This is a genomic window from Bacillus sp. RAR_M1_44, from assembly GCF_020165935.1.
Lineage (GTDB): Bacteria > Bacillota > Bacilli > Bacillales > Bacillaceae > Bacillus > Bacillus altitudinis.
On the sequence record NZ_JAIUKX010000001.1, the window covers coordinates 2,411,241 to 2,437,424 of the forward strand.

Here is a 26,184-nt window from a genome sequence, read left to right on the forward strand (position 1 = left end):
ACCGCCCACTCTAAAAGGTAAACGAAACAAATAGCAAGATGGTTCACTTTTTCTGTGTCATGTCTTGTCTGCGCAGACGTTTCTTGAATGTTTGATCAATATAAGCCTATTCGATTTAAGTAGAGGAAACAAGAAGTGACCATTTGAAAGTTGTGAAATTCCAATGAATTTTGCGCCAAAACAACAGTAGATTCAACTTTTACCCCGCTATCATCTATGGTATGCCGAGAAGTGTCACATCATTTTTCAATTTTGTCACACACTAAGTGACAAAGTGACATTTAGTTTCAATTGAAGGGAAAGTGAAAGCGTTTTACGATAGGTATAAGGGCTTCACTGACTCTTGTTCTTATATCTTTTGACCTATAAAGCCCGAAATAAAGGGAGAGAAGAAAGGGGTTTTCACAGATGCAGGAAAAAAGCGGATTCCGCGTGAAAGTACAGCGCTTTGGAAGCTATTTAAGCGGCATGATTATGCCGAATATTGGTGCATTTATTGCATGGGGACTCATTACAGCTTTGTTCATTCCAAGTGGTTATCTTCCGAATGAGCAATTAGCTACACTCGTTGGACCGATGATTAACTACTTACTGCCGCTCTTAATTGGTTACACAGGCGGTAAACTCGTCTATGACCATCGAGGCGGAGTGCTCGGTGCTACAGCTACGATTGGGGTCATTGTTGGCTCAGACATTCCAATGTTTTTAGGTGCCATGATCATGGGGCCGCTGGGCGGTTATCTTATTAAGAAAATCGACCAGCTGTTTAAAGACCGAATCAAATCTGGCTTTGAAATGCTTGTGAATAACTTTACGGCAGGTATCCTCGGTGCCATTCTTGTTGCCATTGCATTCTATGCTATCGGCCCAGTGGTACTAGGTCTGAATAAAGCCCTTGCGGCAGGTGTAGATATCATTGTCAATGCTCATTTACTACCGCTGGCAAGTATCTTCATTGAACCTGCAAAAGTATTATTCTTAAACAACGCGATTAACCAAGGTATTTTAGGTCCGTTAGGGGTCGAGCAAGCAGCGAAGACAGGGCAATCTGTTCTGTTCTTGCTTGAAACAAACCCAGGGCCAGGCTTAGGTGTTCTTCTTGCGTATATGTTCTTTGGAAGAGGAAATGCGAAACAGTCTGCACCAGGTGCCATTGTCATTCAGTTCTTAGGAGGAATCCATGAAATTTACTTCCCGTACATCTTAATGAAACCAAAACTCATTTTGGCTGTCATTGCAGGGGGAGCAAGTGGTGTCCTGACGTTCACATTATTAAATGCAGGATTAAAAGCTGTGCCGTCACCAGGAAGTATTATTGCGCTTATGCTGATGTCTCCAAAAGGCGGTCACCTTGCCGTTTTAGCAGGTGTTGTCGTAGCAGCTATCGTATCGTTCCTTGTCGCATCGGTCATTTTGAAAGCATCTAAAGAAGTTGACGAAGATTTAACAGCAGCAACAGAAAAGATGCAGGACATGAAAGGCAAGAAAAGTGCAGCAGCCGCTGCTCTTACGGCACAAAAAGAAGACGCTCAAGCAAACGAGCAAGCAGCATCTCCAAGTGATGTCAATCCAGATGACGTGAACAAAATCATCTTTGCCTGCGATGCAGGGATGGGTTCAAGTGCAATGGGTGCGTCCATTCTGAAAAACAAAGTGAAAAAGGCAGAGCTTGATATCGATGTGACAAACACTTCTATCAGCAACATCCCAGACGATGCGGATGTGGTCTTTACTCATAAAGATTTAACAGACAGAGCAAAGGCAAAGCTGCCAGGCGCTGTGCATATCTCAGTGGATAATTTCTTAAACAGCCCGAAATATGATGAGCTGATTGAGAAATTGAAAAAATAACATGACGAAACGGGTTGAGTCCAATTTTTCCTAATTGAACTCCCCGTTTTGGTTGTTTTCCTGATTTTTATTCTAAAAAAGGTGTGTGATCATGTATGAAACAAGTACTTTCTAAAGACAATATTTTTCTAAACGAACAAGCAGGTTCTAAAGAAGAAGCCATCAAAAAAGCAGGCGAAGTCCTCGTAGCAAACGGCTATGTCACAAGTGATTATGTCGACAAAATGTTTGAAAGAGAAGAGATTTCTTCTACATTTATGGGGAACGGCATTGCAATCCCTCATGGAACAGAGGATGCGAAAGCGGCTGTCCTTCATTCAGGGATTTCGATTATCCAAATTCCAGATGGTGTTGAATATGGTGAAGGAAATGTGGCGAAAGTCGTCTTTGGGATTGCTGGGAAAAACAACGAGCATCTTGATATTCTGTCTCAAATTGCGATTGTCTGTTCAGAAGAAGAAAATGTAGAACGGATCATTCATGCAAAGGATCAGGATGAACTGATCGCCATCTTTAATGAGGTGAACTAATATGAAGGCACTTCATTTTGGAGCAGGGAATATCGGCAGAGGGTTTATCGGATCTTTGTTAAAGACATCAGGCTTTGAGCTTGTCTTTACCGATGTGAATGAAGCGGTCATCCATGAGCTGAATGAAAGAGGAGAATACACGGTTGAACTCGCAGCACCAGGGCAGAAGCAAGAAATCGTCGGGCCCGTATCAGCGATCAATTCTTCGCAAAATCCAGCAGCATTAACAGAGGCGATTGCCACAGCCAATTTGATTACAACAGCTGTTGGACCAGCCGTATTGAAGATCATTGCCTCATCGATTGCTGAAGGATTAAAACAAAAAAAGCCGGACCATATCATCAACATCGTGGCATGTGAAAATATGATTGGGGGAAGTGCTCATTTAAAAGAAGCGGTGTTCTCTCATTTAACAGCAGATGAGCAAGCAGTGATATCACAAACCGTTGGCTTTCCAAACGCTGCGGTTGACCGCATTGTTCCGATTCAGCACCATGAGGACATTCTCAAAGTGTCGGTTGAACCATTTTTCGAGTGGGTCATTGATGAGACGGGCTTTATTGGAGATGTTCCTCAAATTGACGGAGCGACCTTTGTCCAAGATTTGACGCCGTATATTGAACGGAAGCTTTTCACCGTCAATACAGGACATGCACTAGCGGCTTATGTCGGGTATCAGCAAGGCGTAAAAACCATTAAAGAAGCTGTTGATACACCAGACATTCGTCAAGTGGTCGAAGGTGCCCTTCATGAAACGGGCAGTTATTTAATTGACGCATATGGCTTCCGAAAAGAAGAACATGATGCGTATATTCAAAAAATCATCAAGCGATTTGAAAATGCGTTTATTTCCGATGAAGTGACTCGTGTCGCACGCTCTCCTCTTAGAAAGCTGGGAGCAGATGACCGTTTAATCGGTCCAGCGAAAAAGATCAAGCAGCCAGTGTACTTAATCAAAGGTATCGCTGCCGCTTTGGCTTACGACTTTGCAGAAGACGAAGAAGCGGTTCGCTTGCAGGCATTAAGGAAAGAAAAAGGCATTGAAGGTGTGCTTCAAGAGGTATGTGGACTCAAACCTGAAGACGATCTCTATCAAGACATCCTCAAAGAAACCGAGCGATAATCAAAAAATCCCTTTCTAACGTGAAAGGGATTTTCAGCGTATAGACAAACCCTCGCATTCGGTGTCAGTCCTGTGTGTCGGTGCTCACGAATCTCTCATTCGCTCCGCTCCGATACTCGTCCTTCCTAGACTGCAAAGGTTTTCTATCACGCTGAAAAGAAGACAAAGGGCTAAAATCAATTTTAGCCCTTTGTCAACAATCTGAGATCCCTTTCTCTAACGTGAAAGGGATTTTTTCTATGACTTTTTTAATACTTTCCCCTGCATGACGATATATGTAGTAAGGGGGAATTAGAACATGAAAAAGAAAGCGTTTGCTTCAAGAAGTGTCTTTTTTCAATTGATGTCAGCCATTATCGTTATTACAATTTTAACAGGCGGACTTGTAGGAACAACGGGGTATTTTTTAGCGAAAAATGTCTTAATTGATGCAGGGAAAGCAGATTTAAAACACATCGTAAATGGAGCGATGGCCACTCTTGAACAATTGAACGACCGTGTGGAGAAAAAAGAACTGACGCTTGAACAGGCGCAGGAACAAGCCCGTATTTATTTGAACGGGCCTAAAAATGACGACGGCAAAGGGTATCAATTTCAAAAATCAGATTTTATCTATAAAAATAAAGGCTACCTTGTCGCATATGGAGCCGATTATTCATCACAGGTTCATCCGGTTAACGACATCGGCGTCATCCCAGATAACACGACAAATCGTCAAAAAATGGTCGCTGGCGCCACAGCAAAAGGCGAGGATGCACACTATATCACCTATATGGATAAAGACGATGCCACGGGGGAAGAAAAGCAAAAACTCGCTTATATGAACCAGTTTACACCGTGGAATTGGAGTATAGGAATCGCTGTATTTCAGGATGAATTTTATAAAGAACTAGAGCAGATGAAGCTCTATATTATTCTCATTACAGCAGGTGTCGCTCTTTTAAGTATGGGTGTCTTTTATTTGGCAGCCCGAGGAAAAGTGAGATTGCTTAAGCAAGTCACGGCTGCTTCAAAAGAAATTGCGGCAGGCAATCTTGAACGCACCAGCTTAAAAGAAACCTCGGATGAAATTGGGCAGTTGGCAAAAGGTTTTAATCATATGTCAGGAGAGCTTAGAGCACTTGTGAGCGGTTTGCAGGAAACGAGCAGCCAGCTCGTCGAATCTGCGACAGATCTATCCGCCATCTCTGAAGAAACATCCGCTAGCAGTGAAGAAATTGGCAGAGCGATTGGAGACATCTCAACAGGGACTCTTCATCAGGCATCAGACCTTGAGGTAGCCAATCAACAAATGACTCAGTTCAATCAATCCATTGAAAACGTCAAAGAAAAAAGCGACCAGATCAAACGAATTTCAGACCAGTCGAACCAATCTTCCCAGCAGGGTCAGCAAATTGTCCAGCAATTAAAACAATCAAATGAGCAATCCATTCAGGCATCTCAAGGCATTCGATCAGGGATTGAGCAGTTAAGTACAAAAGTACAAGATATTTCTCAAATCACAGATACCATTGAAAGCATTTCAAACGAAACGAACTTACTGGCACTGAATGCGAGCATTGAAGCAGCTCGTGCAGGAGAGCATGGCAAAGGATTCTCGGTTGTGGCGAGTGAAGTGCGGAATTTAGCTGAACAGACAAAGCAATCAGCTGTTCAAATACAGCAGATGATTCAAGGCATTAAAGAAGAAACGACGGCTACAGCTGGCATGATGTCCAAAACAATGGATCGTTTTGCCGAGCTTGATGAAGCGGTTCATGCAACAGAACAAGAATTCAATTCCATCTCTACATCGATTTCACAAACCATCGTTGAAACGAATGCGATGGCAAAAGAGCTGAATACATTACTGGAACAAAACGACCTCATCACAAAAGCGATGCATGGTGCAGCGCATATTTCTCAAGAAAATGCCGCAGCGATTGAAGAAATCACTGCATCTACAGACGAACAAGTCACCGCCATCTCCAATGTGGCGAAGGCAGCAGAAAGGCTCAATGAGCTAAGCATGCGATTGAATCAAGATATTGCACGTTATCGTTTATAAGGTATGGTCAAACGGACGTCGAAAAGTCGATGTCCGTTTTTTTATTTAGACGACTTTCGTCCTTTTTGCCCGTCGCTTTTGATTTGTTTGGTACGTTCGATAGGCTTTCCAAGCATTGGCACATAAAAGCCCTGTGAGTAAGTAGGATAAGCTGTTAAATAAATAGAAGTCCACACATGAAACGACAGCACAGAGGATACCAAAGATGATTTGATCACGATTCTTTGCTGGTGAAGTAGGTGGATCAGTCAACATAAAGAATGCAAGGAACAAGACGGCATTTAAGTAGGGCGTCATAAAAGCAGATGAAGCATCCGTTAAGCCAATGAATCCCAATATGAGGTGAATGAGTCCGTATGCGGCTAGAAAGGCGAAAACTTGCGGGAACTTTTGTACGCGGCTTGTCACCAAATAACCGCCGACCACCACAAGGAATAGGGTCCACCAAGGTAGAAGAGACATACCGCCCCACCAGCTTTGATTGGAAGAAAATAAAATGACTGAGAGCCATAAACCAAACGCAGCTGGATTCAAAATCGGCTTCTTTTGATAAGTGATGACATGCTTAGATAAAATGGCTACTGCGGCTGTGAAAGTAGATACAGCAAAAGAAGTGGCTGGACTGAGAACAATGCCAATAATCAGCCCTGTGAGCAGAGCTCCATCAGGGAATGTGTGTTTATTGTTTTTCCAAACCACTCTTGAGATAAAAGAGTCAAGAATTAGTGCTGTCCCGATGCTGGTGGCAACTGTAGTGAGACCACTAAGAAATCCAGTGTGCAGACTGCCGGCGGCTAGAAGAACCAAAAGAATGGCAATGACATACCGTTTCGGCGTCCGAATGTAGGTTTTTAGTGAAGGCGATGATTTCAAAAATGTTTGGTCTGTGGTTGGTGCTGGCTGTAATTCCATGATGGAACCTCCTTCATCTCCGGTGTTAGGGTCATATCAGCATCTTGATCCACCATCACGGCAGGTATTTCATGTTCGGCTAAAAAAGAATAACCTCCTTCTCTACCTAATAAAAAAGCAGCTGTAGAGAGACTATCTGCGAGCATACCGAGTGGTGCAATGACGGTACAGCTTAACAAACTTTGTTCAGACTGTTTCGTTTGAGGGAGAATCAAATGGTGCGTATGAGGATCATTACGGCTGATCCGTTCATAGCTTCCAGATGTACAAATCGCACAATTTGTGGTTTGCATGACCATGATATTGGTCTTTTTTTGAAGGGGATGCCGAATCCCAATTGACCACTCTTCTTGTTGTTCGTTAAACCCAGATACCAACACATCCCCGCCAGCATTCATCATAAAGCCCTCCCATGCTTCAAGCTCTTTTGCGGCAAGATCGCACGCAAATCCCTTTGCAATAGAACCGAAATCCAAAATCAACGGTTTGTTCAAATAAATCGTCCGATTCATCTCGTTTAACTGGACGTCACGGTAATGAACAGCTGTATGTGGTACGTCATCTGATGAAAAAGTTTGTCCTGTCGTGTACAACCGATTGAATCCTTTTTGTTCCATGACTTTCCCGATGGTTGGATCATACTTTCCATTTGTTAATTCAGCTAACTCTAACGCATAGGCTGTTAAATCGAAAAGCATTTCACTGACAACTACCTCTTGCTTTGAACGATTGGCTAACTTCATGACTTCAGAATCAGAGCGGAAACGGCTAAAACGATGCTCGATATCGTAAAAAATGGAAAAGGCACGGTTGATGTCTTCTAAAACAGCTCGTCGATCTTCTTCATAGGCAACCACTTGAATATTGATAACAGTTCCCATAGCCAGCATGGATTTTTGATAAGTCATCAGTTTTTGTTGTCCTAACCATTTCATCATAGTGTCTCCTCTCTATGCCTTTGCCTGCTCTAAAGCCTGAGCAACGGCTGTTTCAAAATCCTGAGTACTTAATGTTGCACCGCTCACCGTATCTACATCAGCACTTTGTCTGATAACCACTTCATTAGGTAATGATGAAATGGAGCTTTGCCCGTATCTAGTGTTATCACTCGTAATCTCGACAGAAGTGATATTTCCTTGTTTGATGGTAACAGATACACTGATAGAGCCAATCTCATTTGATCCAGTACCAGAAAAAGTACCATCCTTGAGTTCAGTTTCTGAAGTGGTATCTTCTGTTTGCGTGGCGGTAGTATCTGATGTGAGAGATGTATCGTTTGAAGAAGCGTCTGCTTGTGTATTTGATTGTGCTGTTTGAAAGGCTTGCGCGTGATGGGTAGTTGCATAACCAGTGATGTATAAGCTGCTAATGGCTGCGGTGCAAAGACTAATCATTTTCTTATTTATTTTTGCCATGATGTATCCTACCTCCTATTACGATCTACTATATAGAAGAAATTTGAACAAACCATGAACAAGAAAAGAACGATTTTAGATAATGGGTATGAAGAATCAAAATATTGCACGTTATCATTTATCATTTATTTTTGACTGTGGTTCATTTATCAGGTAGGATGAAATAAATCTAAACCTTGCTCACGCAATCAAAAAGGAGTGTTTCGTCCATGAAAAAGAAAATATTGATGTTCTTACCTTGTGGCTACGGATACTCCACTGCTGTTTTCTTTTAGGATAGACAAAAATTGGTGAAGTCTGTCTACAGGAGGAAAAACACGCAGAAAAATCATAGTGAGTGAGGGATTTACATGGAAAAAATCACGAGAAAAAACCCAGAAAGTATGCCGAAACCCGTTGGCAACTATAGTCATATTACTAGGGTGCCAAAGGGTGCGGGGTTATTTGTGACATCAGGTCAAGTAGGGACAGGAGCGGATGGACAGATCCCATCAAGCTTAAACGACCAAGTCACCAATACGTTTGAAAATATAAAGAGAATCCTTGCATCAGAAGGATTGAATGAAGAACACGTCATCAAAGTCAATATTTGGGCAACAGAAGAAATTGATTGGGATCATCTATATCCACAGTGGGATGCAATCTTCAAAACGGCATATCCATCAATGACCGTTGCCTATGTGACTGCATTAGGGTGGCCAGAGCTGAAAATCGAAATAGAGCTATGGTGTGCGGATATTTAATCAAAAAAAGAACAGTGCAAACTGTTCTTTCAGCGAGTAGCCAAACCCTCGCATTCTTTGTCAGTCCTGCGTGCTGGTGCTCACGAATGTCAAATTCGCTCCGCTCCAGTACTCGTCCTTCCTAGGGCTGCAAAGGTTTTCTATCACGCTGAAAAGAAGACAAAGGGCTAAAATAAAGAATCATTTTAGCCCTTTGTCAACAATCTGAAAGAACAGTGCAAACTGTTCTTTCAGCTTGTAGACAAAGTCTACAAGCTTTTTTGTATAATAAGGGTAATAACACAATTCTGTGGGGGATGAACATGTTATCGAAACGTGAAGAAGAAAGAAGAAAACAATTAGAAGTAGTGGCCTTAGATGAATTAGTGCCTGAAGATCATCTTGTACGAAAAATTGATCAAGCGATCGACTTTGATTTCGTTTATGATCTTGTCAAAGATCATTATAGTTCTGACAACGGTAGACCAAGTGTTGATCCCGTTGTTCTCATTAAGATGGTCTTAATTCAATATCTATTTGGCATTCGCTCTATGCGGCAAACTATTAAAGAAATTGAAACCAACGTGGCTTATCGTTGGTTTATTGGATATGGATTTTCCGAGAAAATCCCGCACTTTTCTACCTTCGGTAAAAACTACGTGAGACGCTTCCATGATACAGATTTATTCGAACAAATTTTTTACCGAATCTTAAGAGAAGCGATGAAAAAAGGACTCGTTGACCCTTCTATTGCCTTCATTGACTCCACTCATGTAAAAGCGAATGCCAATAAGAAAAAACTTGAAAAGAAAATTGTTCGAGTAGAGACGAGAAGTTATCAAAATCAGCTTCATGAGGAGATCAATATTGACCGTGAAGAACATGGAAAAAAGCCTTTACCCCTACAGAATAAAGAAGAGACAAAAGAAATCAAGGTAAGTACGACTGATCCAGAGAGTGGCTACTATGTGAAGGATGAGCGAGAAAAATCATTTGCCTATTCATTTCATACGGCTTGTGATTCTAAAGGATTTATTTTAGGATCACTGGTCACAGGTGGAAATGTTCATGATAGTCGTATGTTGGATTCACTCGTATTAAAGGTGACAGAAAAAGTCGGAAAACCAAATGTAGTCGTAGTAGATGCAGGATATAAAACACCTTACATCGCTAAGTTTTTAATGGATCAAGAGATAAGACCTATCATGCCTTACACTCGCCCAAGAACAAAAGCTGGTTACTTGAAAAAGAATGAATATGTGTATGATGCATATTTTGATTGTTACATTTGCCCCAACGGGCAAATTCTCTCTTATCGTACAACGACTAGAGAAGGCTATAAGCAATATGCATCTGATTCAGAGGTATGTAAATCCTGCTCGTTTTTAAATAACTGTACACAAAGTCAAAATCACACTAAACAAATTCATCGGCATATTTGGCAGGACTATCTAGATGAAGCAGACCATCTGAGGCTGACACAAATGAATAAAGACATCTATGCAAAACGGAAAGAAACAATAGAACGCGTTTTTGCGGATGCAAAAGAAAAGCATGGTATGCGTTGGACGAAACTTCGAGGACTCAAAAAAGTTTCAATGCAGGCGATGCTTACTTTCGCTGCCATGAATCTTAAAAAGCTAGCAAACTGGACATGGAAAGAGCCATGTCCAGCGTAAAATACATAAAGTTTTTATAAAAAATGTGAAAACCCCACTTTTACTTGAAGTAAAGGTGGGGTTTGTCTACGGTCTGAAAGAACAGTGCAAACTGTTCTTTTTTTGATGAGTATTTATGAAACAGCTTTGAATCGCTTTGTAATGAATGCACCGAGAAATGCACAGACTGTGTAGACGATGACCCAAATGAGAAAGGTTTTATTTCCACCAATAGAGGTGAACATCAGAATCACACTCGCTACCAGCACAATCAAGGTGGGAAACCAAATGTTCTTTAAAAACAATGTGCCGAAAATACCAATCAGCACAGAGATCATAGGTAAACCAAATACAACGAATAAGACAAAAACAGCCATGTTAATTACTCCTTTGAATCAAATCAACTATTTACATAAAAACATATAACAGTGCTGCACCCATATGCGGAAGGGCAAAGATGATGAAAAGAAAAGCCGTATCAAGACGAAACATCCGGTGTTCTTTTGTTTCAGAGTGATAGGCCGCTCGTGCCTCTTCCCCGTTGGTCCATGCACCCATAAGAAATCCAGATGCAACGAACGCAATAATAGAGATTCCACCACTGACGAATCCAATCCATTCATGGTGCTGTAATATGAGCGCCGCACTGCAAATCAACAGCATGGAGCAAACACCAACAAAAAAAGCATGTTTCTTTCTCATTACGCTTCACTCCTTCGGACAGCTATTAGGAGACCGCATCACATATTTCAATGAAATGTCCATCAGGATCAGACACATAACTGACCGTTTGTCCCCACGGCTTCTTAGCAGGTTCCTTGATGACAGGTACCCCTTTTTCCTTCAAGGACGCAATGGTTTCATTCACATCATCCACAACAAAGCCAATCTCAAACGTTTGTGATGAGCTGACTGCCTCTGGAACAGGTAGACCAAGTGCCTCTTTCACATCTTGGCGTGAATTAATTGATAGGGTGACTTCTCCTGTATCAAACTCAACATAGGATTCAACCCTCAATTTAATCGGGAAACCGAGGATATGATGGTAGAACTGAATACTTGCCTCAACATCGTTTACATATAGAATGGTATATTTCATTTTCATATGGAAAGCTCCTCTCTTCATATACGTGTCAAAACCGGAAAGGTTTCCCACTCATTTTAACATATAGGTCATAAGAATTATTAAATTCCAAAAAAACCAATATTTTCACCTCGATCGTCTTGAAAAACAAAATGTGGTGACATATGATAAAAATGTAAAATGAGAAAAAATAGGGGGAACTTACATGTTAAAAAAAATCATGGTCGCTGTCTTGTCTTTCGGTCTTTTACTTAGCTTTACACAAGTTGACACTCACACAGCGGATGCAAAAACAGTCAAGTACAAAAACTGCAAAGCACTCAACAAAGTATATAAAGGCGGCGTAGCAAAAAGCAAAAATACGAAAAACAAAGGTGGAAAAACGAAGTACAAGCCTTATGTATCAAAAGCACTTTACTTAAAAAATAAACACCTTGACCGTGATAAAGACGGCATCGCATGTGAACGTTAAGAAGAAGAAAAAGACCTGTCACAAGGTCTTTTTTCTTTGGGATCAAACTCGTCCCTTTGTGCCATCTTCATCTTTATATTAAAATAAAGATAGATTCAAAAAATGATACAAAGTGGGGTACTCAATTTGTCAACACAAGCTGATAAGAAAGACATCCAATTGATTGCCATTGATATGGATGGCACGCTGTTAAATAGTGAGCACGTCATTCCTGAGGAAAATAAACAAGCCATTAAAGAAGCAGAAGCCAAAGGGGTCCATGTGGTGATTAGTACAGGACGTACGCTGATGACATGCCGAGAGCTGGTCGAGCCGCTGAAACTCTCTTCCTATCTTGTCACAGCGAACGGAAGTGAAATTTGGGATTCAAACTTCCAGTTGATTGAACGGGAACTGCTGCATCCCGATCACGTTCAGATGATGTGGGATCTAAAAAACAGATACGAGACCGATTACTGGGCATCTACTGTGGATAAGGTGTGGAGAGGGGAATTCCCTGAACGCATTCATGACCACGAATGGTTGAAATTTGGTTTTGATATTCATGACGATGCTGTTCGTGAGGAAGTCCTCCATACATTGAAAACAAATGGACAGCTAGAAATCACGAATTCCAGTCCAACCAATATCGAAGTCAATGCAGCAGGCATTAACAAAGCGGCAGCTCTTGCAAAAGTCGCAGAACGCATTGGCTGTACAATGGACAACGTCATGTCACTTGGCGACAGTCTGAATGATATGGCGATGATTCAAGAAGCCGGATTAGGCATTGCAATGGGCAATGCACAAGAAGTTGTGAAAGAAGCGGCTGATTGGATTACGGCTCCTAATACAGAACACGGGGTAGCAAAAGCCATCCAGCATTGGGTGCTGTCTAAATAAACGAGTAGAAAAACAGATTGTTGACAAAGGGCTAAAATGAACTTGATTTTAGTCCTTTGTCTTCTTTTGCGTGATAGAAAACCTTTGAAGTCTAGGAAGAACAGCTACTTTTGAGGAGCGAATTTGACATTTGTGAGTACCAGCGCGCAGGATTGACAAAGAAAGCGAGGGTTTGTCTACACGCTGAAAGTGAGAGGACATGACCTCTCACTTTTTTGTTTTCTCCTAGTTCTAATGTTGTTATATGAGCTTGAAATACACTGGTATAAAGGGGTTTTTAGGGTATTTATTTTAAACCTCTCCAAAAACCTCCCCTAGTTTATAAATTGAGTGCATCTTCAAAGGCGTCTGCATGAAAATTAAACCATCCTGAAAAGATGGTTTAACCTCTAACTTTTAAATTTTTCAATAGTAGCTGACACAAAGCTCTTTACAGATGATATCTTCATTTGTTTCTCTTTTTGATGAATTTTTTCATCGAGTATTAATTCGATTGCAAGTTGTACTTTTGGAAATAGATCAAGACATTCTTGTTCTGTTAACTCATGTATACCTTTGCTTAAAATTGCATATAGCTTTCTATTTTCAACAAGTATGCTTGGTAAATAATCTTTAAGTAGCTTAATTTTTTGATCTATTTTTGATCCTTCAAAAACGCTATTGTCCCAGTCAGTATTTTGTTCTAATGCGATTTGTCTGGTTTCTTCAATTAAGTTTTCAAAGATTCTACGAAGATATACAAAAGAACCTGCACCAATTTCTTGAGAATTCAGTCGAATTGCCTTAGAAAAATCTCTATAGTCGTTCTTTAAAATGGATTGATACTTTTTAATCTTGTGTAATTGAAGATCAGCAATAGATGGATAGGCCCAGGTAAACACATTAACAGAAACTTTATACCTTGCCTTCTCAATGGTCTTTACGTTAGTAACAACCCTTGTCGCATGGTTCAAAAACAACTATGTGACAAGTCGAGGGAAAGCCCAAAAAGAAGCGCTGCAACAAAAAGGATTAACAAAATAAAGGGCTGCCCAAGGCAGTTCTTTTTTAATACCTAAAACAATTTTAAGGGAGTAGATGAACAATGGTAAAAATCATTCAAGACTATATTTCAAAGAGTAACCGCAACAGACCAGGCAACTATATGAAGCCTTTATATATTACGGTTCACAATACAGCCAATACAGCCAATACAGCCAAAGGAGCAGACGCAGCGAGTCACGCAGCATTCGTTAAACGATCTAGTACAGCGGTAAGCTGGCACTACACTGTAGACGAAAATGTGATCTATCAGCATTTACCGTTAAACGAAAACGGATGGCACGCAGGGGATGGCAGAGGCACGGGAAATATGAAGTCGATCGGCATTGAAATTTGTGAAAATAGTGATGGTAATTTTGAGAAAGCAGTCGAGAACGCTCAATGGTTAATTCGCCAGTTAATGCAGGATCAAGGGATTCCGTTGGCAAACGTTGTGCCGCATAAGCATTGGAGCGGGAAAGAATGTCCCCGCAAGCTGCTTAATCGTTGGGACAGCTTCAAAGGCGGTATCGCCGTTGCTCACACAAATAAAAAGCCGACTGTTAAACCAACAACAGCAGCACCATCCAAAACAGCAGCTTCAAAGCCCGCTAAAAAGTCATATAGCTTGCCAACAGGTATTTTAAAAGTTACAAAGCCTCTTACAAAGGGATCAGCAGTAAAAGCCGTACAAGAAGCCCTGGCGGCGGTTTACTATTACCCGGACAAAGGGGCGAAAAATAACGGCGTCGATGGATATTACGGACCAAAAACAGCGGATGCAGTCAAACGATTCCAATTGATGCATGGTCTTGCTGCTGATGGGATCTATGGACCGAAGACTAAAGCAGCGCTAGAAAAAGCATTGAAATGAGTAAAACCCCTGTCCTTTTTAGGATGGGGGTTTTTTTGTATGTTGATTAGTAACATCTAATAAGTAAACTTTCTGAAGTATAGTTAAATATCTAAAGTATTTGCACCTATATAAAACATACATATTCCCATATCCCTTTTGATTAATTCGATCTAAGTAATATATTGTATTCAATACCATAATATTCTATAATTAACACTTGAAAAGATCGTTAAAGTGTTGATTATCAAATTACGAGTCTAGTCGTAATTTTTTAATAATACAATTCAAAGGGGAAACAAAATGAAGAGATTTATAACAAGTTTGAAAATCTTTGTTGCTGTCCTATTATTGTTTGCGATCACACCCATTGTAGCAACCGCAGAAGAAACTAACGATCAGTATTTAACGTTTGAAAAAGCAACGGATATTGTAACAAATGAAGACATAGAAAACTACAAGGCTCTAAGTGAAGAAGATATTATTGATCAAAAGACAGCAATTAGTGAGGGTTATGATGAAGGTGATGTTTTATCAAAAGAAGATACCTTATTTTTATTAACTCAAGCAGTTGTTGAACGTCAGGAACAAAACGAAGAAATTTCCACTAAAGGGATTAAATCATCAAAAAGTTTCACTGTTTCTAAAAAGAAATATGGAACAAAAGTGACTGTAAAAGGTACAATGTATCAAAATATTGCATTCCTTGCAGGTACATCATCGTATCGCGGGAATATAATAGCGACTCGAAACAGTGGAAAACTAAAACAAGTCTCCCTTAAAACGTATCATGATTCATTCGGTATTATAGGGTGGGGTGGAGGCTTTCCATCTATCGGTAAAGTATATGGTGGAAAAGTGAGTCATAAAAAGGTTGCTAATGCCAAAAAATATGCAATGGATAAAACACACCGTTACAATTCTATTATTCCAGCATATACAACTATGTGGACAAAAGCATCTGTGGTGACGAAGTCAAACAATGCGTATGATGTAGCTTCTAAAACATGGTCTAAATGGCATTAAATCTTTATGAAAGGAGATAGTAAATATGCCTTGGAATACGATTATTGGGGTTAGTCTATTTGTGGTTATACCTGTAGTCATAATCGCAGCAGTAATTTATTTTATTAAAAGAAAGAACACGAAAACATCTAATAGCTGATGACTTAAAAAAGAGCCGTTTATTTTAATTAGGCTCTTTTTTTATATTAGTTAGTCAAAATTGCTCTGAATAAGACTTTACCCTATCAAACACCCTAACTTTTGCGGTTTCTTTTCGGTGTGGAATTATTCGGAAAATGATAATATATGTCATTATAGGGAATAGCAAGGGAGGGGTAGGGTCTTATGGAGATAGTTCTATCTTCTCATGTCGGTATGAAAATCAATGAATGGTATTATCATATTCAAAGATTTAACGTACCGGACGCCGAAGCATATAAAGAAGAAATAAAATCTTTGCTCGATGATATGGAAGAAAATCAAGATTTATTATTGTATTTCTCACTCATGGAGTTCCGACATAAATTAATGTTGGATTATTTGAACCCATTGGAAAATGGGAAAGAGCGCGCCAACTTTAGAGAGTTAGCAATGAAAATAAAAAAGGATCAAGAGAAATTAACAGGCTTGCTAGATTATTATTTTAACTTTTTCTACGGCATGTACGAATTTGAAAACTATGAATACCTCAACGCTATTACCTTCTACAAACGAGCAGAAAAAAAGCTATCTCTTGTAAGTGATGATATTGAACGTGCCGAGTTTAATTTCAAGATAGCGGAAATCTATTACCACATGAAACAAAACCACATGTCTATGCACCATATAGCCCAAGCAATAGATTGTTACAAAGAAAAAAACACTTATACTGTTAGGCAGATACAGTGTTCTTTTGTTATTGGATTAAATTATATTGATATGGGTTGCCCTGAAAAAGCAATGCCTCATTTTGAATACGCACTAAAAAAAGCTTCTGACAACTCAACAAAAAGATTAAAAGGATCGGCGCTTTATAATATAGGATTAAGTTATTTCCACAATGATGAACTACTAATGGCTATCAAATACTTTAACGAATCAATCCATTCATTTAAAGAACAAGGATACGAACATTTAAATAAAATTCTTGATCCGATGGTTATGTTGACAAAGTCATATTTTAAAACAGATCAAAATGATTTAGGGTTATACGCCTTAAACGAGGGAATAGAATTGGCTGGAAAATTGAAAGATGACATATTTCTAAATACATTCACTCTATTGAGATCATTGTATTTAGAAAACAATGTTAGTCGTTTAAAAGAAGCAATGGCTTATTTGGAGTCAAAATTTCTTTATGCGAATCTTGAAGATTTATCGAAAGATGCGGCGAAGCATTATAATAAGGCAGGAGATAAAGAGCGTGCAAACGAATTTTATGAGAAGATTCTTTATTTCCAACTCCAAATTAAGAGAGGGGATTGTCTTTATGAAATTTAAATCAGTAGCAGCCGTATTAATTATTGTCAGTGTGTTAGGTGCTTTTAGTTATGTTTCATCTAACGATATCCATAATGAAGCCCAACGGGGACATACAACAAGTATCGGTTATTTTGCTTAATTAAAAAAGCCCTTTTCGGGGCTTCTTTTTTATTTGAATCTCCATTCCTGCTTCTCCTTATCCCACGCCAGTTCATTTCTAGACATAAGGTTTCTAACGGTTTTTCTAATGGACTGTTCGTCTTTTCCTGATCATATTATATATGATCCTGTATAGCTTCCTCTCAAGATCATTCATAAAATCACCACCCTGGACGGACTATCTTATTTGAATATCTTTTTCATTAGCTTGCCGGTTGTTTTACCCGCAGCACGTCGCATGATACGTTTTCCGATAGTACCCTTTTGAACGGCATTGACGTCACCCAGGTATTTTGATGTCTTATAAAAGAATGATCTTATATTGTTTATGTTCATTTTACGCTCCTTTTACGTCTGTCCATTATTAAAAAACTCCCCCAATACTCCCCCAAATGAATGCTTTTATCTGCATTTATTCACGAACGTTTGTTCTTTTTTAATGTTCAAAAAGGTTGATAGAATAACCTTTTTGAGAATGAGACCGAAAGTATGCAAGAGACACATTCTACTAGTTCTATTGTTATATTTTCTGACAATTTCATGTGCAGTCTATCCAAAGTTGGTATAATCAATATAAATTCGAATATTCGGACTTTCTATTCCGTAATTCGGAACGACAAGGAGGGGTCCTATGTATCAAGTGGATATTAACTGTGATTTGGGAGAAAGTTTTGGTCAATACACGATCGGTTCAGATGAACAAATTCTTGAATATGTCACCTCAGCCAATATTGCATGCGGTTTTCATGCGGGAGATCCAACTGTGATGAGAAAGACGGTTAAAATGGCACTGGATAAAGGGGTTCAAATTGGTGCACATCCAGGTCTGCAAGATTTAGTCGGTTTTGGCAGACGTCCAATCGCGATCTCAGCAGAGGAAGCCTATGATCTTGTGATCTATCAAATTGGTGCACTATCAGCCTTTCTGAAAGCAGAAGGCGGTACGATGCAGCACGTCAAACCACACGGCGCCCTTTACAACATGGCGGCTAAAAATACTGAATTATCTGAATCAATTGCGAAGGCTGTGTACGATATTGATCCTAACCTTGTGTTATTTGCGCTGTCAGGAAGTGAACTTGCGTCAGCAGGGGAAAGAATCGGTCTTCAAGTGGCACATGAAGTTTTTTCTGATCGCACGTATCAACCAGACGGGACACTGACATCCCGCCGTGAACCTCATGCACTTATTGAAGAGGATGAAAGGGCAGTTCAGCAGGTCATCCGTATGGTAAGAGAGGGGAAAGTGCGGACAGTGCAAGGGGAAGATGTTCAGCTCAAAGCAGATACGGTGTGCATCCACGGGGATGGCAGTCACGCGCTTCAATTTGCAAAAACCATTACAGCGAAGCTAAAGGAAGCCACTATTCAACTCAAGGCATTTCGATAAATCGTCATCAAAGGGGGAAACAGCATGAAAAGAGAGAAAGCCAAACAGATGAAAGCTCCAAAAGGGAACCGTTCTATGCTGATGGGCGCAGCCTTTTTAATGGCAACGTCCGCCATTGGACCGGGATTTTTAACACAAACAACAGTGTTCACACAGCAGCTCGCAGCTAGCTTTGGGTTTGTCATTTTGATTTCCATTTTGCTAGACATTTTTGCGCAAACAAATGTATGGCGTATCATTGCCGTCTCGGAAAAAAGAGGACAGGACATTGCCAATATGGTTCTGCCGGGTCTTGGATATGTGTTAGCCTGTTTGATTGTCATTGGGGGGCTTGCCTTTAATATTGGAAATATCGCCGGTGCGGGTCTCGGTTTTCAGGTCATATTCGGCGTCGATCCCCGCATAGGGGCTGGGGTCAGTGCAGTCATTGCCATTCTCATTTTTGTCATCAAAGAGGCAGGAAAAGCGATGGACCGATTCACACAAATCGCTGGTTTTGTCATGATTGGTCTGATGCTGTATGTGGCTATTTCCACAGCACCGCCAGTTGGAGAAGCTGTCATGAGAACTTTCGTGCCAGAGAAAATTGACATGTTATCGATTGTGACACTTGTCGGCGGGACAGTTGGTGGCTATATCGTTTTTGCTGGTGGTCATCGTCTGCTGGATGCTGGCATTAAGGGGAAGGAAGCATTGCCCCAAGTGACGAAAAGTTCCATTTTCGGTATTTTGATCACATCCGTAATGCGTGTGGCTTTATTTTTAGCCGTTCTAGGAGTTGTCTCAAAAGGATTACAGATTGATCCGTCGAACCCGCCTGCGTCTGTTTTTCAATTAGCATCTGGAAATGTTGGATATAAAATGTTCGGGATTATTATGTGGGCTGCTGCCATTACCTCAGTCATTGGAGCAGCATACACCTCCGTTTCCTTCTTTAAAACCTTCTCACCAAAAATCGAGAAAAATCAACGAGGCATTATCGTTGGATTCATTGCGCTCTCAACCATTTGTTTTATCACGATTGGAAGACCTGTGAACATATTGATTTTGGTTGGGGCCATCAATGCATTGATCTTGCCGCTTGCACTCGGAACATTGCTGATTGCTGCCTATAAAAAAGAAATTGTCGGTGATTATCGCCATCCATTCTTTTTGACAGCAACAGGTGCGTTTGTTGTTGTCATCATGGCAATCATGGGCGGATATACCATCATGAATGAAATTCCAAAACTATGGAGCTGATCACATGAAAGCATATCAAACCTATAAGCCGTCACAAATAAGGGAATTGATTCGTAAGCAGAAGATCACAGGCCCAACGGCTGGCTTTGCTGAGGGATTTGCGCAAGCCAACTTATTGATCGTCAAAAAAGAGCTGGCCTTCGATTTTCTTTTATTTTGTCAGCGGAATCCGGCTTCGTGCCCATTGCTTGATGTGCTCGACCCAGGTGTTCCAGTGCCAAGGCGTTCAGCACCTGATGCGGATATTCGAACGGATTTCCCTAAATACCGTGTTTACAAAAAAGGGGTTCTTCAAGAAGAGGTAACAGATATTTCTTCCTATTGGGAGGATGATATGGTGGGCTTTCTCATCGGATGCAGTTTTACATTTGAGCATGCACTCATGCTGAATGACATTCCTGTCCGCCATATTGAAGACGGTCATAATGTCCCAATGTATCAAACGAACATTCCATGTGAAAGGGCAGGTGTATTCCATGGTCCGATGGTTGTCAGTATGAGGCCGATCCCAGCGCATCAAGTCACAAGAAGTGTTCAGGTGACGTCTAGATTCCCATCGGTACATGGCGGTCCTATCCATATAGGTGATCCAGCTGTGATTGGCATTGAACATGTAGATCAACCAGACTTTGGAGAACCATCTGTGATCAAAGAAGGGGAAGTCCCGGTGTTTTGGGCATGTGGTGTGACGCCGCAAGCCATTGTCATGCACACTAAGCCAGACATTGCGATCACCCATGCACCCGGTCATATGTTTATCACAGATGTAAGAGATCAAAAGCTCGGTGTCCTGTAGAAAGAGAGGTGTCATAAGAGTGGCATTTTCAACGATAAAAGATACGATCACGTTCCACCCGCTAGGAGACGCAGCCATTGTCATTCAAGCCGGGACTGACATAAGTGAAGACATTCATGAGCGTGTGAAGCAGCTGTTTTCATGTATTGAACAGCATCCATTTGACGGATATGTGGAAGCTGTTCAAGCTTTTACAAACGTGACCGTCTTTTATGAGCCCTATAAGGTGTATCAATCTGCTCAGCTTAAGCAACGTGCAATCTCTCCGTATGAATGGGTCAAAGACTATATTGAAAACCTCCTTGAAGACAACTGGCAGGAGGCGAATCAGGCAAAGCGCCGGATCGTCGACATTCCTGTATGTTATGGAGGAGAGCTCGGTCCTGACTTAGAAGAAGTCGCCCGTATCAATGGTTTGACGCCTGAAGAAGTTGTACGTATTCACACATCCGGGACGTATCTTGTCTATATGATAGGGTTTGCTCCTGGGTTCCCGTTTTTAGGCGGACTTTCTGAAAAAATTGCAGCTCCGCGTAGAGAAACACCAAGAATGTCGATTCCAAAAGGGTCTGTGGGTATTGCGGGGAAGCAGACAGGGGTTTATCCGATATCTACACCCGGAGGCTGGCAGCTCATTGGACAAACCCCTTTGTCCTTATTTCGGCCGAATGCTGAGAGACCTAGTCTACTAAAGGCAGGGGACGAGGTTCGATTTGTTCAACTGTCTGAAAAGGAATTTTTCAGCATGAAGGAGGAAGATCGTTGAGTATGCATGTCATCAAGCCAGGAATGTTCACCACCATTCAAGATAAAGGGAGAATAGGCTATCAGAAGTACGGTGTTTTAACGAGCGGCGGCATGGACCCGCTCTCGCTCCGAATCGCCAACATCCTCACCGGGAATCAAGAAAACGAAGCGGTGCTGGAAATCACATTAATGGGACCCGGCCCAGTGTTGACATGTCAGAAGGATCAGCTGATCGCCGTGACCGGTGCTGATGTGGAGATTGAGATTGACGGAGAACAAGCGCCTCTATGGAAACCACTCTTCATTCGAGCAGGAAGCACGATCACCTTTGGCCCTTGTAAGAGGGGATGCCGCTCCTACCTCGCTGTAGCCGGTGGATTTGATGTTGAGCCGGTGATGAAAAGTAAAAGTACGTACGTCAGAGCGAAGATAGGCGGGATAGAAGGGCGTCCGCTAGAAAAAGGAGACGTCCTGCCGATTGGAGAACCGTCACCACTGGCGGTGAGCCTCGTTCACATGTTAAAAAGCAAAGGGGAACGTGCGCCAGACTGGACAGTCAATCATGCTCATTTTTTGCCTCTCGGGAAATCACCAGTCATTCGGGTGCTGGCAGGGAGACATCTGTCTCATTTTCAGGAAGAATCGCAGCAAGCTTTTTTCGAACGGTCTTATCAGGTCACTCCCCAATCTGATCGTATGGGATGCAGATTGAAAGGAGAACCGATACGTTTAAAGCAAAAGCTTGAATTGATTTCAGAAGCGGTTGCTTTTGGCTCTATTCAAATTCCTCCTGACGGCCAGCCGATTATTCTGCTCGCAGATCGCCAGACGACAGGTGGATATCCCCGTATTGGTGAGGTGGCAACAGTCGATTTGCCGCTCATTGCGCAGGCGATGCCTGGAGCGAATCTCACGTTTCAACAAATTGACCGCCAAGAAGCAGAGCAAGCCTTATTCACACAAGAAGCAGAAATGAAGGACCTGACGGCAAGATTAAAACTCGAAGCATTTTCGTTTTAGAAAAGGTGAGAAACATGCAGAACACAAATAAAACCGTTGTGAAATCAATGGAGATATTACGGCTTTTTATCACACACGAACAATTAACGTTAAATGACATGATTGAGCTCTCGAGCATGCCCAAAACATCTGTACACCGAATGGCCAACTCGTTAGCCGATATGGGATTATTAGAAAAGCATCCTTCAGGTGTTTACCGATTAGGATTGATGTTCCTTGAATACGGTCAGCTTGTCGCAGACCGCCTCGATATCCGTAGAATTGCAAGGCCCTTTATGGAAAACTTGCGTGATGAGGTAGGTGAGGCTGTTCAGCTCATTATTCGTGAAGGAGATGAAGCCATTTATGTGGAGAAAATGGAAGGAACGCAGCCTGTCCGGCTCTATACCGCTGTCGGAAGAAGATCCCCATTATATGCGGGAGCTTGTGCGAGAAGTATTCTTTCCTTTTTGCCAGAGGAAGAGAGACTTGCCTATATTGATTCGGTAGAGCTCGGGAAAATCGGGATCGGAACCATTACCGATAAAGATGTCCTGCGAAACATGATCGAAGAATCAAACAGGCGCGGATATACGTTAAGCTATTCAGAGCTTGAAAACTATACTGCGGCTATTGGAGCGCCCATTTTCAATCATCACGGAGAAGTGGCAGCAGGCATTAGTATTGCGGGGTTTGAGGCAGGCTATCAAAAGGAACGGCTTCCTTATTTAATTGAGCAGGTCAAAAAAGCGGCCAGCGGCATTTCAAAAGAATTAGGTTTTGCATCTGAACAAATAAAAAGCCAATGACCGTTAAGATCATTGGCTTTTTGCGTGTTAATAATTAGAAAGTTTTACCTAAAGCTTTTGCACGTTCGATCGCATCTGCTTTAATTTGTTCTGCTTTTGCAGGCTCAGCATTGTGACCTTCAACAATAAGACCTTCGAAAGAAGGAATACCGAAGAAGTTTGCAATTGTTCCAAGGTAACGGTGACCTGCTTCTAGTTCAGCAGCAGGACCTTCAGTGTAGTATCCGCCACGTGCTTGGATGTGTAGCGCTTTTTTGTCTGTTAGTAATCCAACAGGACCTTGCTCAGTGTATTTGAATGTTTTACCAGCTACAGCAACAGAGTCGATGTATGCTTTAAGAACTGGTGGGAATGAGAAGTTCCAAAGTGGTGAAACAAATACGTATTTGTCAGCAGAAACGAATTGATCGCTTAATTCGTTTAGGCGAGCAACTTTCGCTTGCTCTTCAGCTGAAAGTGTATCGAAGCCAGCACCAGATTGAAGCTTGCCCCATCCAGCGAATACATCTGCATCAATGTGAGGAATGTTTTCTTTGTACAAATCGATATGTACAACCTCGTCACTTGGATTTGCTTCCTTATAAGATTCGATAAATGCTTTAGCAGTAGCCATACTGTAAGAAACTGTTTCATCATGCGGATGTGCAGTGATGTATAAAACTTTTGCCATGTTCATTCAATCCTTCCTGTTTCAATGATTTTTTTAGCGTATCCCAAAGATACACTGAATATGTGGCATCTTTAATCATATTGGAATGCTATGAAAAAGATGTAACAAGCACAGTTACATAAAAACTGATATTTTCATTGTAATCACTATATAGTTTGAAGTCAAGGTATAAAGTCTTGAAATCAAGATAAAAAGTTTGTAAATTTTTCTGAAACGCTTCAAAGCTGCGATTTAAGCAAAAAAACCCTACTCCCATTGAACAAAAAATGGATCGATATCGCAAGTAAAGTGTTTGTAAATGCGCTCATCCTGCGTCTTTGAAAAAAAGGTGGATGCCTTTAAGCCATCTGCTACAAGCATTTGTTCTTCTTTTTCGTATATATAAGAGAAGGCAGGAGAGAGTGAGGGATAAGAGTGGGACGATCCTATGTTGCGATTGGAGATTCCTTAACGGTTGGGGTGGGGGCACGTTTATTTGGCGGCGGTTTTACGGAGCGATATGCGGCGAAGCTTGAAAAGAAGCTGCATATACCGGTGAAACTGTCCGTATTTGCGAAATCAGGGTTAACAACGGAAGAGATCTTGCAGCTTTTTCGGCGGTCTGATGTAAGACGGGCGATTGCTCATGCTGACATCATCACCATCACAGGCTGCGGGAATGATCTTGTTCAAGCTGTTCTGCAGTATGAAAAAGGTGAAGATGAAAAGACACTGCTGCAAGCGTCTATGCATTGTCAGGCGAATTTTAGCAAAATGGTTCAAGAAATCGCTCTGATAAAAAGAGGTCAGCATCATCCATACTGCGTATATTTATTGAATTTATATAATCCTTTTCCTGAGATTCCGATCGCAGAGAGATGGCTGAAGCAATACAACCATCACCTTCGCCAGCTTGCTGCGAATCCACATGTAGAAGTGGTGGATATTTACGGTGTATTTGAAGGTCATCAAAGCGCATACTTATCGATTGATCAATTTCATCCGAACCACAAAGGATATGAAGCAATGGCAGAAGCGCTGTTTCAACAATCCGCTAAGCAACTGTGATCCCGCGGGATTGCAGTTTTTTTCATTCTTTTAAATGAAGGGCTGTTTCGATATGATAAAAGAAACAAAGACAAAAGAGGTGTATGCATGCAGGAGATGAGCGCGTATTTTCATGAATTGAAAGGAACAGCTTATGAGATAGGAAAGCAGCAGGCTGTCTGGCTGAAGGAGCACCCTTTGCTTAAAAAACAATACATTCAATCAGAACCGTTATTAAAAGAGGCTGTGAAGGAAACGAAGCAGCTGATTCGACCGTTTCTTCCTCAGTTAGAGGAAGAACTCACGGGATTTTGTGATGAAATGCAAATGGATGAAAGCAATTTGACCTTTTTCTATTCTTCGCATCTTCAGCCAGGTTGTTCCCATTGTGTGATGCAGGGAAATGAGGCTGCCAATCAACAAACGGTGATGCTGCGCAACTATGATTTTTCTCCGCTGTTTGATGATATGCGTCTTGTATCTACACATGTGAAGGGCTCAGCAGTCCATACAGGCTCATCATTAATCTTATTTGGTCGATCGGATGGGATGAATGAACATGGTCTATCGGTGACATTTTCTGCATGCGGTCCGCCTATTGGCAACGAACCAGGCTTAAAGCCGCCGGCTGTTGCTGGCTTGCAAGTATATCATGTTATTCGTGCTGTGCTAGAGTCCTGTAAAACGGTGGAGGATGCCGTCCGTTTGGTACAGGAAATGCCCGTCGCGTCTAATGTTCATCTAATGCTTGCTGACCGGCAGGGAGAGGCGGCTGTGATTGAAATAATTGATGGGCAAAAAAAGGTGAGAAGGCCGGAGCGTGGATTTATTGCGGCTACGAACCATCCGCTCGCTGATCACACGGCAAAAGGGTTGACGAAACATCATTCTGTTGTCAGGTACGACATGTTAATTCAAGCTTTAGAAGAACAGCCGTCAAGCGAGTCTCTTACGGAACTATTTCAGGCAGAATACCCTGCTGGTCTGACTGTGCACAATTATGAAGAGCTGTTTGGGACGATGCGAACCGTCATGTTTCGGCCGGAGGAAGGGACGATGGAGTATTGCTTTGGCTCTCCCGTCTATCATCCTACCTATTCATTAAAGGTCGGGGGCGCACTGCCATTTCATGAACAAACGATTCAATTTCATCAAAAGGATTATGGACCTTCCTTTTGGAGAAACGTGTGAGTCTTTCATTTTGTCACAACCTGTGTGCCAAATTTAGATCAACTTCAGGTTGCATCGATCAGTGAAAGCGTTTTATATTAAAGTGTGACAATAGACCTATTTAAGCAGAAGGAGGCATTT

General features: G+C 41.4%; 28 protein-coding genes and 1 pseudogene. 21 read left to right on the forward strand and 8 right to left on the reverse strand.

Annotation, left to right across the window (positions count from 1 at the left end; all coding sequences use genetic code 11):
- The first annotated feature begins 408 nt into the window (after nucleotides 1-408).
- The 4 genes from LCD34_RS12555 to LCD34_RS12570 all read left to right on the forward strand — a co-directional run bounded on the left by LCD34_RS12555 (nucleotide 409) and on the right by LCD34_RS12570 (nucleotide 5,551).
- Nucleotides 409-1,851, forward strand: coding sequence for a PTS mannitol transporter subunit IICB (locus LCD34_RS12555; protein WP_007498124.1), 1,443 nt, complete (start codon nucleotides 409-411; stop codon nucleotides 1,849-1,851).
- Nucleotides 1,852-1,946: 95 nt separating this feature from the next.
- Nucleotides 1,947-2,381 (forward strand): PTS sugar transporter subunit IIA, encoded by a 435-nt coding sequence (locus tag LCD34_RS12560; RefSeq protein WP_019743148.1) that lies wholly within the window; start codon nucleotides 1,947-1,949, stop codon nucleotides 2,379-2,381.
- Between the two features lies 1 nt (nucleotide 2,382).
- Entirely contained in the window at nucleotides 2,383-3,504 is a 1,122-nt protein-coding gene (locus tag LCD34_RS12565; RefSeq protein WP_224559210.1) for a mannitol-1-phosphate 5-dehydrogenase, read from the forward strand.
- A 298-nt stretch (nucleotides 3,505-3,802) separates the two neighbouring features.
- Nucleotides 3,803-5,551: a methyl-accepting chemotaxis protein gene (locus LCD34_RS12570; protein WP_116307430.1), complete on the forward strand. Its 1,749-nt coding sequence runs from the start codon at nucleotides 3,803-3,805 to the stop codon at nucleotides 5,549-5,551.
- Nucleotides 5,552-5,596: 45 nt separating this feature from the next.
- Here LCD34_RS12570 and LCD34_RS12575 read toward each other — a convergent pair whose 3' ends face one another.
- From LCD34_RS12575 to LCD34_RS12585, 3 genes are read right to left on the reverse strand one after another with little or no spacing between them, the layout of a single operon-like run.
- Entirely contained in the window at nucleotides 5,597-6,463 is an 867-nt protein-coding gene (locus LCD34_RS12575; protein WP_116307432.1) for an RnfABCDGE type electron transport complex subunit D, read from the reverse strand.
- Nucleotides 6,421-7,398, reverse strand: coding sequence for an FAD:protein FMN transferase (locus tag LCD34_RS12580; protein WP_051626194.1), 978 nt, complete (start codon nucleotides 7,396-7,398; stop codon nucleotides 6,421-6,423). The genes LCD34_RS12575 and LCD34_RS12580 overlap by 43 nt, the downstream gene beginning before the upstream one ends.
- Nucleotides 7,399-7,413: 15 nt before the next feature.
- Nucleotides 7,414-7,878: an FMN-binding protein gene (locus LCD34_RS12585; protein WP_035703841.1), complete on the reverse strand. Its 465-nt coding sequence runs from the start codon at nucleotides 7,876-7,878 to the stop codon at nucleotides 7,414-7,416.
- Nucleotides 7,879-8,228: 350 nt separating this feature from the next.
- On the opposite strand from LCD34_RS12585, the gene LCD34_RS12590 reads away from it, so the two are divergent.
- Both LCD34_RS12590 and LCD34_RS12595 read left to right on the forward strand, forming a co-directional pair.
- Nucleotides 8,229-8,621, forward strand: coding sequence for a RidA family protein (locus LCD34_RS12590; protein WP_007498112.1), 393 nt, complete (start codon nucleotides 8,229-8,231; stop codon nucleotides 8,619-8,621).
- A gap of 302 nt (nucleotides 8,622-8,923) precedes the next feature.
- Nucleotides 8,924-10,279: an IS1182 family transposase gene (locus tag LCD34_RS12595; RefSeq protein ID WP_224559220.1), complete on the forward strand. Its 1,356-nt coding sequence runs from the start codon at nucleotides 8,924-8,926 to the stop codon at nucleotides 10,277-10,279.
- A 113-nt stretch (nucleotides 10,280-10,392) separates the two neighbouring features.
- Here the strand turns inward: LCD34_RS12595 and LCD34_RS12600 are convergent, their stop codons facing one another.
- Genes LCD34_RS12600 through LCD34_RS12610 form a run of 3 tightly spaced genes read right to left on the reverse strand, consistent with a single transcriptional unit; the run spans nucleotide 10,393 to nucleotide 11,363 of the window.
- A complete protein-coding gene (locus LCD34_RS12600) occupies nucleotides 10,393-10,635 on the reverse strand; it encodes a DUF2651 family protein (protein ID WP_046342672.1) in 243 nt (80 codons plus the stop codon).
- A gap of 31 nt (nucleotides 10,636-10,666) precedes the next feature.
- On the reverse strand, nucleotides 10,667-10,960 hold the full coding sequence (locus LCD34_RS12605) for a DUF5316 family protein (protein WP_046342674.1): 294 nt from the start codon (nucleotides 10,958-10,960) through the stop codon (nucleotides 10,667-10,669).
- Between the two features lie 25 nt (nucleotides 10,961-10,985).
- Nucleotides 10,986-11,363 (reverse strand): VOC family protein, encoded by a 378-nt coding sequence (locus LCD34_RS12610; RefSeq protein ID WP_008347199.1) that lies wholly within the window; start codon nucleotides 11,361-11,363, stop codon nucleotides 10,986-10,988.
- A gap of 184 nt (nucleotides 11,364-11,547) precedes the next feature.
- On the opposite strand from LCD34_RS12610, the gene LCD34_RS12615 reads away from it, so the two are divergent.
- Together LCD34_RS12615 and LCD34_RS12620 are read left to right on the forward strand one after the other, a co-directional pair.
- Nucleotides 11,548-11,814, forward strand: a complete 267-nt coding sequence (locus tag LCD34_RS12615) for an excalibur calcium-binding domain-containing protein (RefSeq protein ID WP_017366629.1) — start codon at nucleotides 11,548-11,550, stop codon at nucleotides 11,812-11,814.
- Between the two features lie 102 nt (nucleotides 11,815-11,916).
- A complete protein-coding gene (locus LCD34_RS12620) occupies nucleotides 11,917-12,696 on the forward strand; it encodes a Cof-type HAD-IIB family hydrolase (protein ID WP_409222519.1) in 780 nt (259 codons plus the stop codon).
- 389 nt (nucleotides 12,697-13,085) lie between these two features.
- Here LCD34_RS12620 and LCD34_RS12625 read toward each other — a convergent pair whose 3' ends face one another.
- On the reverse strand, nucleotides 13,086-13,577 hold the full coding sequence (locus LCD34_RS12625; protein WP_171464987.1) for a hypothetical protein: 492 nt from the start codon (nucleotides 13,575-13,577) through the stop codon (nucleotides 13,086-13,088).
- Here LCD34_RS12625 and LCD34_RS12630 point away from each other — a divergent pair.
- The 11 genes and pseudogenes from LCD34_RS12630 to LCD34_RS12675 form a co-directional block, all read left to right on the forward strand.
- A pseudogene (locus tag LCD34_RS12630) lies at nucleotides 13,567-13,719 on the forward strand (phage holin); the annotation flags it as partial. The gene LCD34_RS12625 and the pseudogene LCD34_RS12630 overlap by 11 nt on opposite strands.
- Before the next feature lie 61 nt (nucleotides 13,720-13,780).
- Nucleotides 13,781-14,590, forward strand: a complete 810-nt coding sequence (locus tag LCD34_RS12635; protein WP_224559222.1) for an N-acetylmuramoyl-L-alanine amidase — start codon at nucleotides 13,781-13,783, stop codon at nucleotides 14,588-14,590.
- 282 nt (nucleotides 14,591-14,872) lie between these two features.
- Nucleotides 14,873-15,595 carry a hypothetical protein gene (locus LCD34_RS12640; protein WP_035703828.1) on the forward strand — a complete coding sequence of 241 codons (723 nt, stop codon included), beginning with the start codon at nucleotides 14,873-14,875 and terminating at the stop codon, nucleotides 15,593-15,595.
- Nucleotides 15,596-15,919: 324 nt separating this feature from the next.
- Nucleotides 15,920-17,053 (forward strand): RapH N-terminal domain-containing protein, encoded by a 1,134-nt coding sequence (locus LCD34_RS12645; RefSeq protein ID WP_041508275.1) that lies wholly within the window; start codon nucleotides 15,920-15,922, stop codon nucleotides 17,051-17,053.
- Complete coding sequence (locus LCD34_RS19585; RefSeq protein WP_255816864.1) at nucleotides 17,043-17,174, forward strand: hypothetical protein; 132 nt, start codon at nucleotides 17,043-17,045, stop codon at nucleotides 17,172-17,174. The genes LCD34_RS12645 and LCD34_RS19585 overlap by 11 nt, the downstream gene beginning before the upstream one ends.
- A gap of 651 nt (nucleotides 17,175-17,825) precedes the next feature.
- A complete protein-coding gene (locus LCD34_RS12650; RefSeq protein WP_008347192.1) occupies nucleotides 17,826-18,584 on the forward strand; it encodes a LamB/YcsF family protein in 759 nt (252 codons plus the stop codon).
- 24 nt (nucleotides 18,585-18,608) lie between these two features.
- Nucleotides 18,609-19,826 (forward strand): NRAMP family divalent metal transporter, encoded by a 1,218-nt coding sequence (locus LCD34_RS12655; protein ID WP_007498097.1) that lies wholly within the window; start codon nucleotides 18,609-18,611, stop codon nucleotides 19,824-19,826.
- A 4-nt stretch (nucleotides 19,827-19,830) separates the two neighbouring features.
- A complete protein-coding gene (locus LCD34_RS12660) occupies nucleotides 19,831-20,622 on the forward strand; it encodes a putative hydro-lyase (protein ID WP_035703824.1) in 792 nt (263 codons plus the stop codon).
- Between the two features lie 19 nt (nucleotides 20,623-20,641).
- The gene (pxpB, locus tag LCD34_RS12665; RefSeq protein WP_035703822.1) at nucleotides 20,642-21,388 is read left to right on the forward strand and encodes a 5-oxoprolinase subunit PxpB; all 747 of its coding nucleotides are present in this window, start codon (nucleotides 20,642-20,644) and stop codon (nucleotides 21,386-21,388) included.
- Complete coding sequence (locus LCD34_RS12670; RefSeq protein ID WP_171464991.1) at nucleotides 21,385-22,389, forward strand: biotin-dependent carboxyltransferase family protein; 1,005 nt, start codon at nucleotides 21,385-21,387, stop codon at nucleotides 22,387-22,389. The genes pxpB and LCD34_RS12670 overlap by 4 nt, the downstream gene beginning before the upstream one ends.
- Nucleotides 22,390-22,403: 14 nt before the next feature.
- Nucleotides 22,404-23,177 carry an IclR family transcriptional regulator gene (locus tag LCD34_RS12675; RefSeq protein WP_007498093.1) on the forward strand — a complete coding sequence of 258 codons (774 nt, stop codon included), beginning with the start codon at nucleotides 22,404-22,406 and terminating at the stop codon, nucleotides 23,175-23,177.
- Nucleotides 23,178-23,211: 34 nt separating this feature from the next.
- Here LCD34_RS12675 and LCD34_RS12680 read toward each other — a convergent pair whose 3' ends face one another.
- Nucleotides 23,212-23,847, reverse strand: coding sequence for an FMN-dependent NADH-azoreductase (locus LCD34_RS12680; RefSeq protein ID WP_024720223.1), 636 nt, complete (start codon nucleotides 23,845-23,847; stop codon nucleotides 23,212-23,214).
- A gap of 414 nt (nucleotides 23,848-24,261) precedes the next feature.
- Between LCD34_RS12680 and LCD34_RS12685 the strand changes: the two genes are divergently transcribed.
- Nucleotides 24,262-24,894 carry a GDSL-type esterase/lipase family protein gene (locus LCD34_RS12685; RefSeq protein WP_017366635.1) on the forward strand — a complete coding sequence of 211 codons (633 nt, stop codon included), beginning with the start codon at nucleotides 24,262-24,264 and terminating at the stop codon, nucleotides 24,892-24,894.
- An 87-nt stretch (nucleotides 24,895-24,981) separates the two neighbouring features.
- On the forward strand, nucleotides 24,982-26,064 hold the full coding sequence (locus LCD34_RS12690; protein WP_224559224.1) for a C45 family autoproteolytic acyltransferase/hydolase: 1,083 nt from the start codon (nucleotides 24,982-24,984) through the stop codon (nucleotides 26,062-26,064).
- Nucleotides 26,065-26,184: the final 120 nt, after the last annotated feature.